The organism is Streptomyces hokutonensis (assembly GCF_000376565.1).
Lineage (GTDB): Bacteria > Actinomycetota > Actinomycetes > Streptomycetales > Streptomycetaceae > Streptomyces > Streptomyces hokutonensis.
Window position 1 is genome coordinate 49,607 of record NZ_BARG01000034.1, and the last position, 12,843, is coordinate 62,449.

Sequence of the window (12,843 nt, forward strand, 5' to 3'; positions counted from 1 at the left end):
GTGTTCAACCCCCCAGGTTGAGCGTGAGTTTGGTGACGGCGAAGGCCTCGGCGTAGCGCGCGTGGCATTCGATACCGCGGATCCGGGCGAGGCCGAGGAAGGCCTCCCGGTCGTACCAGGGCCGGTGCCGCTGCGAGGCGTAGTGCTCCTGCAGCAGCCGTACCTTCTCTTCGGCGGTCTCGGTCTCCAGCGGCTGGTAGGCCGCCGGCCGGCCGAGGTCGCCGTCCCACTTGACGATCTCGTAGCCGAGCACGAGGTGGTCACGGAACGCCGTGGTCATCAGCTTTGCCAGGCCGCGGTGGTCCTGGTGGGCGTCGTCGGTGCGCGGCGCGAGGACCAGTTCTGGTTCGGTCTGCGCGCGCAGTTCCTCGACGGCGGCCTTGGCCTCCTCCCAGTGCGCGGGCAGGCGGCCGTCCGGCAGTTTGTGCACGGTCAGGCGCAGGTCGGCGCCCGGGCAGAAGGCGGTGAGCGCGGCCTGTTCCTCCTGCTCGCGCTCGCTGCCGCCGCCGGAGAGCACCAGCGCGTCGACCCGGATGCCGGGCCGCGCCTGGCACAGCGTCAGCAGGGTGCCGCCGGCGCCGATGGCGATGTCGTCGCAGTGGGCGCCCACGACGACGATCCGGTCCAGAGGACCGGCTCCGAGCCTGATCACGCACGCACCCCCGCGCTGTCCCGCTCCCACACGGCCCACGGGCGGTCGCCCTTGGCGTAGGCCTCGTCGAGCGCGGCCCGCTCCTTCACGGTGTCCGTCGGCTTCCAGAAGCCGCGGTGCTGGTGGGCCACCAGCCGCCCCTGCTTGGCGAGTTGGGCGCAGCCGTCGGCGACGAGGTCACCGTTCTCCGGTATGTGGTCGAAGACCTCCTGGCGGAGGACGAAGTAGCCGCCGTTCTCCCACAGCGGCATGTCGCTCACCGCGGTGATGCCGCCGACCAGACCGTCCTCGCCCAACTCCACGCAGTGGAAGGAGGATTGGGGCGGAACGACCATCATCGATGCGCCCGCGTCGCGCTGGGCGAACTTGTCGATCATCTCCGGCAGCGGGGCGTCGGTGAGGACGTCGGCGTAGTTGGCGAGGAACATCTCGTCCCCGTCGAGGTGGTGACGCACCCGGCGCAGCCGCTCACCGATGGGCGACTCGATGCCGGTCTGGGCGAAGGTGATCGTCCAGTCGGCGATGTCGGTGGAGAGCAACTCGGTCTGCCCGCCGCGCAGTACGAAGTCGTTGGAGGCGGTCTCCTCGTAGTTGAGGAAGAAGTTCTTGATGTGGTGGGCGCCGTAGCCGAGGCAGAGGATGAACTCCTTGTGCCCGAAGTGCGCGTAGTAGCGCATGACATGCCAGATCAGGGGTCTGGGCCCGACCATCGCCATGGGCTTGGGGACGTCGTCGGAGGTTCCGTTGCGCATGCGCATCCCGTAACCGCCGCAGAACAGGACGACCTTCATGACTTCACCTCTACGATGCTCAGTTCCGGGATCGGGAAGACCAGTCGGCCGCCCCACTCGTGGACGAAGGACAACTGCTCGACCAACTCGGTCCGCAGGTTCCACGGAAGGACGAGGACGTAGTCCGGCTTGTCCGCGGCGATCTGCTCGGGCGGCAGGATCGGGATGCGGGTGCCGGGGGTGAACCGGCCGTGCTTGTACGGGTTGCGGTCGACCGTGTACGCGAGCAGGTCGGGGCGGATGCCGCAGTGGTTGAGCAGGGTGTTGCCCTTGCCGGGGGCGCCGTAGCCGACGACGGTCTCGCCGCGGTCGGCCGCGTCGATGAGGAACCGGAGCAGGTCCCGGCGCACCTTGGCGACCCGGGCGGAGAACTCGGTGTATCCGGCCAGCTCCTGGAGCCCGGCGGCCTTTTCGCGCGCCAGTACGTCGGCGACCCGCTGCGAGGGCTCCCCCGCGACCTCGGCCGGGCGGGACCACAGGCGGATGGAGCCGCCGTGGGTGGGCAGCAACTCGACGTCCACGAGGGTGAGTCCGCCGCTGGCGAGGGCCCGGATCGCGGAGGCGACCGTGTAGTACTGGAAGTGCTCGTGGTAGATCGTGTCGTACTGGTTGTCCTCGATCAGGGTCAGCAGGTGCTGCACCTCGATGGAGACCCAGCCTTCGTCGGCGACCAGGGCGCGCAGTCCCTGGGTGAAGCCGACGACGTCGGGGATGTGCGCGTACACGTTGTTGGCCACGACCAGGTTCGCCGGGCCGTGCTCGGCGCGGACGGCGGAGCCGGTCTCGGGGCTCAGGAAGTCCGTGAACGTGGGCACGCCCGCCTCGCGGGCCGCGGCACCGACGTTCACCGAGGGCTCGATGCCCAGGCAGCGGATCCCCCGGTCCACCACGTGCCGCAGCAGGTAGCCGTCGTTGCTCGCGACCTCGACCACGAAGGAGTCGGAGTCGAGGCCGAGGCGGTCCACCGCGCCGTCGACGAAGGTGCGCGCGTGCTCCACCCAGGAGGTCGAGAAGGAGGAGAAGTACGCGTACTCCTTGAACGTCTCCTCCGGCGTGATCAGCGGCGGTATCTGCGCCAGCCAGCAGTCGGTGCAGACCCGCAGGTGCAGCGGGTACGCCGGTTCCGGCAGGTCCAGTTGGTCCGCGGCGAGAAAGCTCTCACACGGCGGTGTCGCCCCAAGGTCGACGACGCTCGCCATCGCTTCCGAGCCGCAGAGTCGGCATCGTGTCATGTGCTGTCCCCATCCCCCCTGCCCGCGTGGGTGTCCCCACCGCGAGCCAGTGCTGACCGTCCCGCGATCGCGGTGCGGTACTCCTCCAGCAGGCGCTCCAGGCCGACAGCCGGGCTGAACCCCTGCTCGTAGCGGCGCCGGGCGGCCTCGCCCATCTCCCGGTTGCGGTCCGGGTCGGCAGCGATCCGGCGGATGCCGGCCGCGAGCGAGGCGGCCTCGCCCGGCTTGTGCAGCAGCCCGGTGACGCCGTCCTCGACGAGTTCGACGAAGGCGCCGTGGCCGGCGGCGACGGTCGGCACCCCGGCCGCCATCGCCTCCACGACCACCAGGCCGAACGCCTCCAGCCAGGTCGAGGGCGCGATCACGGCGACGGACCGCGCGATGGCCTTGCGGCACTCCGCCGGGTCCAGCAGGCCGACGTAGCGCACGTCGTCCCGGCCGGCCGCCCAGGCGGTGACCTCCTTCTCCAGCGGCCCGGTGCCGGCGATCGCGAGCGGGACGCCCACGCCGCCGCTCGCCGCGATCTCGTCCCACGCGGCCATGAGCAGCCGTACGCCCTTGGCCTCGGCGAGCCGGCCGAGGTAGAGCAGCTGCTCGCCCCCGCCCTCCCGGCGGATGTCGGGTTCGGGGACGAAGTTGTGCTTCACCGCGAGGCGTTCGGCCGGCATGCCGGAGGTCACCAGGACGTCGCGTTGCGCGGCGGAGATGCAGAGGAAGCGCTCCACGCCGGTCCACCAGCGCCGCCGGTTGACGGAGAGGCTGACCGCCAGCGGCACGGTCGCGAGGCTGGAGTTGCGGTAGCAGCCGTGCCGGACGGCGGGCAGCGGGGTCGAGCCGACGCACTCGGTGCACGGGCGGCCGTCCCGCTGGAGGGTGCCGGGCGGGCAGACCTGGGTGTAGTTGTGCAGCGTGGCCACGGCGGGCACTCCGGCGTCGGCGCAGGCGGCGAGGACCGCGGGCGACAGGAGCGGGAACACGTTGTGGACGTGCACCACGTCCGGCCGGTCCGCGCGCAGTCTGGCGGCCAACTCCTTGCGGACCGCCGGGTTCCACGGCACCAGGAGCGGCACCGAGACCTTGCCGAGGAGGGAGCGGCCGCCGATGTCGTCGCTGCGCCGCTCGAACAGCTCGACCCGGTGGCCGGCCGCGCGCAGCAGCTGCACCTCCTGGTCGACGACGTTGTTCTCCCCGCTCGGCTGCGCCGAGTTGTAGCGGTTGTGCACCACGAGGACGTGCATGCTCACTTCGCCTCCGATCCACGGGCCCAGCGCGGGACGCGCCGTCGGGGGGCTTCGGGCAGCGCGAGCGGAGCGGCCTTGGCGGGCGCCGCCAACAGCGAGGCGGCCAGGGCCAGATGGAGCAGATACGGCGAGGCGTCGCCGAGTCCGGCCTCGGTGTACGAGGCGATCGCGCAGTAGCTGATCAGGAAGATCGCGCAGGCCCGCTGCAAGGACGGCGGGCGCAACAGCGCGACACCGCCGAGCACGACGATGATCACCGCGACGAGGGTGACACCGACCAGGCCCTGCTCGTTGTAGACGGCCAGCCAGCTGTTGTCGATCGGCAGCCCGCCGAAGGACTTGTCGCCCAGGCCCACGCCGAACAGCTGCTGCGCGGTCGACCGGGGCTCGGCCAGCAGGGCGTTCCAGACCTTGGCCCGGCCGGTGAGACTGGAGAAGTTCTCCTGGCTCTGGCCGCGCAGGAACCAGGTCTGCAGCGCGGAGGCGAAGCCGACCGCGGCCACCACGGAGATCAGCACCGACCAGCTGAAGAAGCGGCGGGCCGCGGCGCTGGTCAGGATGAGCGAGCCGATCGCCAGCGCCAGCCCGAGCAGCAGGCCGAGCGTGGCCGTCCGGGTGTGGGTCAGCGCGAGCAGCACCAGCGACGGCACGATGACCAGCACGGCGCTGGTCCGGTCGGTCCGTCTGCCGATGACGAGCAGCGCGGTGAGCCCGATGATCACCGCCGCGTACTGCCCGATCTGCGGCGGGGTGAGCGGCCACAGCGCGCCGACGAGGCGTCCGCCGTAGAGATCGGGCAGGGCCTTGCCCGGGGAGACGACCAGGCCGAGGGCGACCGAGCCGAGGACCGCGAAGTACGCCCGGATGTGGTACCGGACGAATGTGAGACTGCCGTCCCACCAGCGGCTGAGCAGCCACAGGGTGCCGACGAAGAGGGTCAGCCGGAAGCAGCGGAACAGCGCGCCCATCCCGGACTCCAGGCTCGCGCTGGAGATCACGCTGGACACCAGCAGCAGGCTGAGCAGCAGCACGTAGGCGCTGGACCTGATGCGTACCCGCTGGTTGACCAGGAGTGCCAGGCCGAACGCGGCGACCAGCGAGCCCATGGTGACCATCTGGATGAGGGACCGGGGCAGCGGGACGATGGTCTTCGCCCCGGCGGAGCCGAGCGTGTTGAGGACCAGCAGCCCCCAGACGATCCCGACGATCTTCGGTGTGCCGGCGGAGCGCGGTTCGCCTTCCGGCCGCGTCTCCGTCGTGTCCGTTCCGCGCGTCAGGTTCTCACTCATCTCAACCACCGGCCTGTAGGTCGAGGGTGCTGCCCTTGTCCTGCTGGTACGGCGCCGACTGCCACTGCCCGAAGTCGAGCACCTTGCTCTGGTCCTCGGCGACGAACTTCCACGGCCCGACGTAGACGTTGTCGTGCCAACTGTTGTGCTGCGCCTCGGTGATGGCGTCGGCCACCCCTTCGCCGTGGTACGGCGACCAGTCCGGGTAGGTGCCGTAGTTGGACAGCACCGCCATGCGGTCGCACATCTCCGTGCACTTGACGACGGACTCGTCGAGCACGAAGCGGTTGTCGTGGATGTCCACCCACTGGGTCTTCCACCGGCAGTCCGAGTAGAGCGGCGCCTTGGCGATCGCCGGCCGCACACAGGTGCTGGTCTTCTTGACCAGCAGAGTGCAGTCACCGGAGGAGGTGTTGGCCGGGCTGTTGCAGAACCGGTCGGCGTTCTCCCACAGGGTGATCCCGGACCAGTTGTTCTCCAGCACGTTCCCGTAGATCTCGATCTTGTGGGTGCGGGCCTTGACCCGGGGTTCGCCGCCGGACTCGGAGAGATAGATCGTCGCGTACGGGAAGTTGTCGCCGCTGTCGGCCGCCTTGCGGCCCTCGACCCAGTTGTTGCGCCGGATCGTGTTGTTGCGGATGACCGCGTTGTAGCTCGTCTCGTAGATCAGTGCGGCACCGTCGTTGGCCTCGATCACGTTGTTCTCGATGAGGAAGTCGTTGTTGTTGGTGTCCGCCCACAGCCCGGTACCGCGATTGTCGTGCACCCAATTGCCGCTGACGTCGGCGCCGTCGACCTCCCAGAACTTGATGCCTCCGGTGCAGCCGCAGCCCTTCTGCTTCCGCTCCCAGTCACCGGTGTTGTTGCCGACGATCTCGTTGCCCTGGACCACCAGGCCGGTGAGCGGGCCGTTGCCCTTGTACGCGTTCATGCCGTACTGACCGTTGTCGCGCAGGCAGTCGGCGCGCACCTGCTGGCGGGCGCCGGCCATCAGTCCGGCGCCGGAGTTGTCCTTGATCGTCGAGTGTTCGACGACCCACCCGTCGGCCGAGTCGTGGTTGACGACGCCCTCGTCCCGCGGCGCGACGAATCCCCGCACGGTGAGATAGCGGATGGTGACGTCGGCCGCGTTGCCGGTGAAGGCGTACTGGTTGACCTTCCGGCCGTCGAGCACCGCGCCGGGCGCGCCGATGTAGTGGTCCCCCTTCTTGGGGATGACCTGGGCGTAGCGGTCCCGCTCGAGCGTGTGCGTGCCCGGCTTGAGCCAGAACGTGGTGTTCGGGGGGCTGTTCTTGGTCTTCGCCGCCAGGTCGCCGACCACCTTGGGGTCCACGGTGACCGCGCCCGCCGGCGCCTTCGCCGGTCCTGCGGCGGGGTTGGCGCACACCCGGGCCACGGACCGGGCGGCGGACGTGGCCGTGGACGGCGCGGCGTGCGGCTTCGTCGCGGCCGGGGCGCTCGACGTGCTGTCGCAGCCGGTGACCGTCAGCAGGAGCAGCGCCAGCGGTACGACCGCCGGCGCCCAGTGCCGTCTCATGTTCCCCACGCGCCCCCCTGGCCGCGGAACCCGAGCACGGTGGTGAATCCGTCCGTGCCGTCGGCGAATCCGCTGCCGATCAGCGTGGTGGTGGGTTCCTTGCGCCCGAATCCGGCGGAGTACCAGCCCAGCGGCGGTTCGCTCTCGCCGCGGTGCGCCCGCCAGGACAGCTGCTCCGGCAGGTCGAGCACCGCGGAACGCCCCTCGCCGTCCCGGATCCAGGTGAGCACCGCGCGGTGCCCCACCAGGTCCGCGGCGATCGCCGGGCCGAGATGGAACGCCAGTCGCACGTCCCGGCGCGGTCCGGTCACCTCGTCGACGATCTTCAACTCCTGGCTCGCGGCCGTGAGTTCCACCCGGCGGCGGTGCACCGAGCCCTGGTAGCCGTCGTGCTCGGCGGCCCAACGGGCCACCCCCGCACCGGAGTTGTCCACGTCCAGGACGCGGGTGCGGGCGTGCCGGGTCCACAGGAACGGGCCGCCGGACACGGACTGGTCGGCGCCGTCCAGTTCCAGGGTGTTGTGGCCGAGGGTCGACCGGAAGTACCGCCGCCACTCGGGCTGTCCGTGGTAGCAGTACGTCCCCGGGTCGGCGAGCACGTCGATCCCGTCGTGCCTCACCTCAACGGACAGCGCGTCGGCGTGGGCGTGGGCGGCGATGGACAGGAAGCCGTGCGGGCCGCCGTCGCAGCGGCACCAGATCTCCTCCGGGCCGCGCAGGACGGTGAGCCCCGCGTCGGCGAAGCGGTCGGGCCTGGCCGCCGGGCGGGCGGTCGCGTCCTTCGCGTACGGCTTGATGAGCGCGGCCAGCAGTGGGGTACGCACGTCGGTGGCGGTGACCGTCGGCCACCAGTCGAGCCGGCCGAACACGGCGTCTCCGGTGGCCAGGAGCGAGCCCCAGCGGTCGGTGCCCTCGCCGTCCAGGATCAGGCCGAAGCCGTCGTCCGCGTCCCCCTGGCGGGGCGGCCGCAGCCGGTTGTCCACCACGGCCGCGAGCGCGTCGGTCATCCGCAGCAGCACCAGCCGGAGCGACTCGGGCACCGGCACGTCGGCGGCGTCGGCCTCGGCCAGCGCGGCCAGGCCGAGTTCCAGGACGAGTCCGTGGTACTCGGTGGCCAGCTCGCGGTTGAGGCCGGAGTCGAAGGTGTTGGCGCGCAGCTCCCGCTCCAGCGAGCGCAGCGCGTCGGAGCGCCAACGCGCCGAGGAGGGGAACCAGTTGAACGCGCAGGCCGCGGCGAACTGCCCGGCGGTCTCGGCGATGACGTGGTTGTTCGCCGAGGAACCCCGGCTGGGGAAGGCGGCCAGCCAGCGCTGGTGGTGCCAGATCTGGTTCAGCGCGACCGGGTTGTCCTCGAACAGCTCGGCCGCGCCCGGCCAGCCGTCGAGCAGCCGGCGGACCCACACCCAGGACAGCAGCCGGATGCCCAGCTCGATACCGCTGATCCAGTGCACGCCCCGCAGCGGCGGGTTGGCCGCCCACCACGACCGCAGGTGCGCGGCGACACGCTCGGCGTACCGCTCGTCCCCCGTGACCGCGTGGGCGGCGGCGAGCACGGTGAGGTACTGGTGCCGGGACGGCTCCCAGATCTGCTTGATGTCCCCGGCCACGTTCTCGTCGCGGTACGGCACGTCGAAGGCGTAGCCCGACGGGGCCCGGCGCCCGGTCTTCGGGTCGTGGAACCAGTCCGGGTCGACGAGGTCGTCGCGCTCGACTCCGAAGAACTCGGCGTGCCCGGTCATCAGTCGGTCCGCCTCGGCGACAAGGCGTTTCGCGGCGTCCGGCGCCACTTCGGCGACCGTGCCCGCGGGCAGGACCGCGGTGAACCGGGCGCCGGTGATACTCGGGCAGTCCGGCTGCGCCGACCGCCACCGGCGTCTGCGCACGGTGTCGCCCGCCCGGCCCGCGATCTCGCGCGGGCCCATCCGGGAGAGCCGGCGCAGGTACCAGCCCGCGCTCATGGTCATGGCGTCCTCGCCAACATCACCGGAGCACCGGCGCCCAGACCGGTCCCCACGGCGAGGGTGGCCGCCGTGGTGGCGACCAGCGACTCCAGCGGCACCGGCATGGGTCCGCCGGTCCGAACGGCCTTGATGAACGCGGCGAGTTCGGCGTTCTGCCCCTTGTCCCGGGCCTTGGGCAGCCGCGAACTGACCCACTTCTTGGGGCCGTGGACCGAGGCACGCACGAAGTCGTCGAGCTTCAGCACTTTGCCGTCCCCGACCATGTCCAGGGTCTCCTTGGGGAAGCCGGAGGCGCCGGAGGTGACGTAGCTGATGGTGGCGGTGGAGCCGTCCGGGTAGCGCAGGACGACCTGGAGGTCCTCGTTGCCGGGCGCGGCCGTCGCGTACACGGAGACCGGGTCGGCGTCGAGGAGCCAGCTCGCCGTGTCGATGAAGTGGCCGCCCTCACCGGCGAACCGCGAGCCCTCGGCGCCCTGTTGGAGGTACCAGCTGCCGTGCTGGAGCTTGCCCGCGTTGACGAGGTAGCGCAGGCTCGCCGGACCGGTCCGGGCGCCGAACCGCTCCTTGGCCTCCGTCAGCAGCGGTGCGAAGCGGCGGTTGAAGCCCACCTGGAGGCGGTCGTTGCCGGACTCCTCCACCGTCGCGAGGACGCCGGCCAGCTCCTCCTCGGTGAGGGCGAGGGGCTTCTCCACGAACACGGTCTTGCCGGCCAGCAGGGCCTGCCGGGTCAGTTCGGCGTGCGAGCTGTGCCGGGTGACCACGAACACCGCGTCCACGGACTTGTCGCCGAGGACGGCGTCGAGGTCGGTGGTCGCCTTGGCGAAGCCGAACTTCCGCTGCGCGTTGGCCCCGGACAGCGCCGTCGTGGTGACGACGGTCGCCAGCTCGACGCCCTCGCGCCGGGCGAGATGCGGCAGCAGCATCGACGTCGCGTAGTTGCCCGCGCCGACGAACGCGAGGCGCACCGGAGTCTTCGCGGACCGGGCCGGGGTGGACGTCGTCTCGCTGCGGCGGACCGTGGGCACGGCCACCGACGGGGCCACCGGCTCCCCCGCTTCCTCCGTCTGCTCGGGGTAGCGGAACAGCACGGCCACGGCCTTCAACTCGCCGTCCTTCAGCCGCTGGTACGTCTCGACGGCGTCGTCGAAGTCGGCGATGTGGGAGACCAGGGGCTCCACGTCGACGCGGCCCCGGGCGACGAGGTCGAGGAAGCAGGCCAGGTTGCGGCGCTCGGTCCAGCGGACGTAGCCGATCGGGTAGTCGCGTCCCTCCAGCTCGTACGACGGGTCGTAGCGGCCGGGGCCGTAGGAGCGCGAGAAGCGGACGTCGAGTTCCTTCTCGTAGTACGCGTTCCAGGGGAGGTCGAGGCGGCACTTGCCGATGTCGACGACCCGGCCGCGGTCCCGGGCGAGGCGGGCGGCCAGCTCGACGGGCTGGTTGCTGCCGCCGCCGGCGGCCAGGAACACCTGGTCCACGCCGTGGCCGTCGGTGAGTTCGGCGACGGCCGCTTCCACGGCGGCGGAGGCGGGGTCGCCGCAGGCCGCGGCGCCCAGGCGCTCGGCGAGTTCGCAGCGGCTGGGGTCGGGGTCGGCACCGACCACGCGGACTCCGGCGGCGGTGAGGAGCTGGACCACCAGCTGTCCGATCAGGCCGAGGCCGATGACGAGCGCGACCTCGCCGAGCTGCGGTTCGCCCTGACGCACGCCCTGCATCGCGATCGAGCCGACGGTGCCGAAGGCGGCGTGCTGTGGGGCGAGGCCGTCGGGGACCGGGGCGTAGAGGTTCTTCGGGACCCAGTTCAACTCGGCGTGCAGCGCGTGCTCGTTGCCCGCGCAGGCCACCAGGTCGCCGACCTTCACGTCGTCGATCCCGGCGCCGACCTGCTCGACGACCCCGCACAGCGAATAGCCCAGCGGGGTGTAGGAGTCCAGCTTGCCCATCACCTTGCGGTAGGTGGCGGGCAGTCCGTTGGTGGCCACGCTCTGCATGACCTTGGCCACCTGGTCAGGCCGGGAACGGGCCTTGCCCAGCATCGACATGCCGGCCTCGGAGACCTTCATGAGCTCGGTGCCGGTGGATATCAGCGAGTAGGCGCTGCGCACCAGCACCCCGCCCGGCTTGCACCCCGGTACCGGAACGTCGAGCACCGCCAGCTCGCCGCTCTTGTAGTTCTGTACAACCTGCTTCACCAGAACTCCTGATTCCTAAGCCGTCGACCGAGTGCTCTGGGCGGAGCCAGAGGTCGCGTCGCGATACCAGTACTCGAGGGTCAGTACGTGCCACAGATGCTTGGAGTAGTCCGCCTGTCCTGCGGCGTCCTCGGCGACCATCCGGGCCAGCGCGTCACGGCGCAGCAGCCCGGACCGGACGAGCTCGCCGTCGTTGACCACCTCGCGCACCAGCGGTGCCAGGTCCCGGCTCATCCAGGCCCGCAGCGGGGCGCTGAACAGGCCCTTGGGCCGGTACACGATCTCCTTGGGGAGGATCGAGGTGGCCGCCTCCTTGAGGACGGCCTTGCCCTGCCGGCCGACGATCTTGCGGTTGCCGGGTACGGCGAACGCCGCCTTGACGACCTCGATGTCGACGTACGGCGTCCGGACCTCGGTGGAGGCGGCCATGCTGGAGCGGTCCGTGTACGTGAGGTTCAGGCCCGGCAGGAACATGCGGGAGTCGGTCAGGCACATGCGGTTGACGAAGTCGTCGAGGTCGTTGTCCTGGTAGACGTCCGTGTGCTCGGTGATCACGTCGTCGACCGTCCCGGCCAGGTCCGGATCGATCAGCGCGAGCAGCTCGTCCTGGTCGTACATGGTGTAGCTGCGCCGGAACGCGGTCTCCTCCGGCAGATCGGCGAAGGAGAGGAACCGCTTCGCGAAACGCACCGACCGGTAGCCCCGGGTGGCCGAGGCGACCGGCAGCCGGTCCACGACCCCGGACACCCCGCGCCGCAGGGGTCGCGGGACGCGCTGGTAGCGCAGCGCCAGCAGGTTGGCGAAGTGCTTGCGGTACCCCGCGAAGAGCTCGTCGGCGCCCATGCCCGAGAGCATCACCTTGACCCCGGCCTCCCGGGCGGCCATGCAGATCAGGTAGGTGTTGATCGCGGCGGGGTCGCCGATCGGCTCGTCCAGGCTGTACGTCATCTGCGGCAGCAGGTCGAGCACGTTGGGCGCGATCTCGATCTCGTGCAGGTCGACGCCGAACTGCTGGGCGACCTGCCGGGCGTAGCGCAGGTCGTCGGGCATCGCCTCGAACTTGGCGTCCTCGGCGCGGAATCCGATCGTGTAGGCGGAGATCCCCGGCTGGTGGCGGGCCGCCAGCGCGGTGAGATAGCTGGAGTCGAGGCCGCCGGAGAGGAAGGTCGCCACCGGCACGTCGGAGATCAGGTGGCGGCGGGTGGACTCCTCGACGATGGCGGCGAGGTCCGGCCGCTCACCGGCCAGGGCGCGGTCCCGGCCCTCGGCGGCGACGTCCTTCAGGTTCCAGAAGCTGCCGCGCTCCACCCGGCCGTCGGGCCGGCAGCGCAGCCAGCTGCCCGGCGGCAGCTTCTCCGCCTCGCGGAACGCGCAGCGCGAGTCCGGCACCCAGTAGTAGAGGAGGGAGGCCACCAGCGCCGCCTGGTCCACCTCCAGCTTCTTGCCGGTCGCGGCGGCGAGCGCCTTGAGCTCGGAGGCGAACATCAGGCCCTCGCCCCGCCGGAGCAGGAACAGCGGCTTGATGCCGAGCTGGTCGCGGACGAGCACCAGGTCACCGGTGCGCTCGTCGAAGATGCCGAAGGCGAACATGCCGCGCAGCCGGGGCAGACAGTCGGTGCCCCAGCGCCGCCAGGCCTCCAGGACCACCTCGGTGTCGGAGGTGCCGCGGAAGCGGACCCCGGTGGCCTCCAACTCGGCGCGGAGTTCGGGCGCGTTGTACAGCTCGCCGTTGTACGTCAGGGCGAGGCCGTCCGAGACCATCGGCTGGGCGCCGGTCTCCGACAGGTCGACGATGGCCAGCCGGCGGTGTCCGAGCTGCACTTCGCCGTCACCCAGGGGGTGGCCGTAGCGGCCCGAGCCGTCGGGGCCGCGGTGGGCGAGGGTGTCGGTGAGCCGGTCGGTGACGGCCTTGCCGTCCGGCCATCGGTACGTGCCCGCGATGCCACACACG

General features: G+C 71.1%; 9 protein-coding genes. All 9 read right to left on the reverse strand.

Features of this window, described 5'->3' with window-relative positions:
• Positions 1-4: 4 nt before the first annotated feature.
• Genes SSP08S_RS21205 through asnB form a run of 9 tightly spaced genes read right to left on the reverse strand, consistent with a single transcriptional unit; the run spans position 5 to position 12,842 of the window.
• The gene (locus SSP08S_RS21205) at positions 5-652 is read right to left on the reverse strand and encodes a PIG-L deacetylase family protein (protein WP_019069637.1); all 648 of its coding nucleotides are present in this window, start codon (positions 650-652) and stop codon (positions 5-7) included.
• A complete protein-coding gene (locus SSP08S_RS21210; protein ID WP_019069638.1) occupies positions 649-1,443 on the reverse strand; it encodes a sugar phosphate nucleotidyltransferase in 795 nt (264 codons plus the stop codon). Before SSP08S_RS21210 ends, SSP08S_RS21205 begins: the two co-directional genes overlap by 4 nt.
• On the reverse strand, positions 1,440-2,675 hold the full coding sequence (locus SSP08S_RS21215) for a class I SAM-dependent methyltransferase (protein ID WP_026178698.1): 1,236 nt from the start codon (positions 2,673-2,675) through the stop codon (positions 1,440-1,442). Before SSP08S_RS21215 ends, SSP08S_RS21210 begins: the two co-directional genes overlap by 4 nt.
• The gene (locus SSP08S_RS21220; RefSeq protein WP_026178699.1) at positions 2,672-3,913 is read right to left on the reverse strand and encodes a glycosyltransferase family 4 protein; all 1,242 of its coding nucleotides are present in this window, start codon (positions 3,911-3,913) and stop codon (positions 2,672-2,674) included. The genes SSP08S_RS21215 and SSP08S_RS21220 overlap by 4 nt, the downstream gene beginning before the upstream one ends.
• 2 nt (positions 3,914-3,915) lie before the next feature.
• The gene (locus tag SSP08S_RS21225; protein ID WP_043259592.1) at positions 3,916-5,205 is read right to left on the reverse strand and encodes a membrane protein; all 1,290 of its coding nucleotides are present in this window, start codon (positions 5,203-5,205) and stop codon (positions 3,916-3,918) included.
• A 1-nt stretch (position 5,206) separates the two neighbouring features.
• Complete coding sequence (locus tag SSP08S_RS21230; protein WP_019069642.1) at positions 5,207-6,742, reverse strand: right-handed parallel beta-helix repeat-containing protein; 1,536 nt, start codon at positions 6,740-6,742, stop codon at positions 5,207-5,209.
• Positions 6,739-8,706 (reverse strand): heparinase II/III family protein, encoded by a 1,968-nt coding sequence (locus tag SSP08S_RS21235; RefSeq protein WP_019069643.1) that lies wholly within the window; start codon positions 8,704-8,706, stop codon positions 6,739-6,741. The genes SSP08S_RS21230 and SSP08S_RS21235 overlap by 4 nt, the downstream gene beginning before the upstream one ends.
• Positions 8,703-10,892, reverse strand: coding sequence for a bi-domain-containing oxidoreductase (locus SSP08S_RS21240; RefSeq protein WP_019069644.1), 2,190 nt, complete (start codon positions 10,890-10,892; stop codon positions 8,703-8,705). Before SSP08S_RS21240 ends, SSP08S_RS21235 begins: the two co-directional genes overlap by 4 nt.
• A 15-nt stretch (positions 10,893-10,907) precedes the next feature.
• The gene (gene asnB, locus SSP08S_RS21245) at positions 10,908-12,842 is read right to left on the reverse strand and encodes an asparagine synthase (glutamine-hydrolyzing) (RefSeq protein ID WP_019069645.1); all 1,935 of its coding nucleotides are present in this window, start codon (positions 12,840-12,842) and stop codon (positions 10,908-10,910) included.
• Position 12,843: the final 1 nt, after the last annotated feature.

Excerpts from the sequence above, each read along its gene's own strand:
- SSP08S_RS21220 (WP_026178699.1), bottom strand. The coding sequence starts at position 3,913 with ATGCACGTCCTCGTGGTGCACAACCGCTACAACTCGGCGCAGCCGAGC.
- SSP08S_RS21215 (WP_026178698.1), bottom strand. The coding sequence starts at position 2,675 with ATGACACGATGCCGACTCTGCGGCTCGGAAGCGATGGCGAGCGTCGTC.
- SSP08S_RS21225 (WP_043259592.1), bottom strand. The coding sequence starts at position 5,205 with ATGAGTGAGAACCTGACGCGCGGAACGGACACGACGGAGACGCGGCCG.
- SSP08S_RS21235 (WP_019069643.1), bottom strand. The coding sequence starts at position 8,706 with ATGACCATGAGCGCGGGCTGGTACCTGCGCCGGCTCTCCCGGATGGGC.
- SSP08S_RS21210 (WP_019069638.1), bottom strand. The coding sequence starts at position 1,443 with ATGAAGGTCGTCCTGTTCTGCGGCGGTTACGGGATGCGCATGCGCAAC.
- SSP08S_RS21230 (WP_019069642.1), bottom strand. The coding sequence starts at position 6,742 with ATGAGACGGCACTGGGCGCCGGCGGTCGTACCGCTGGCGCTGCTCCTG.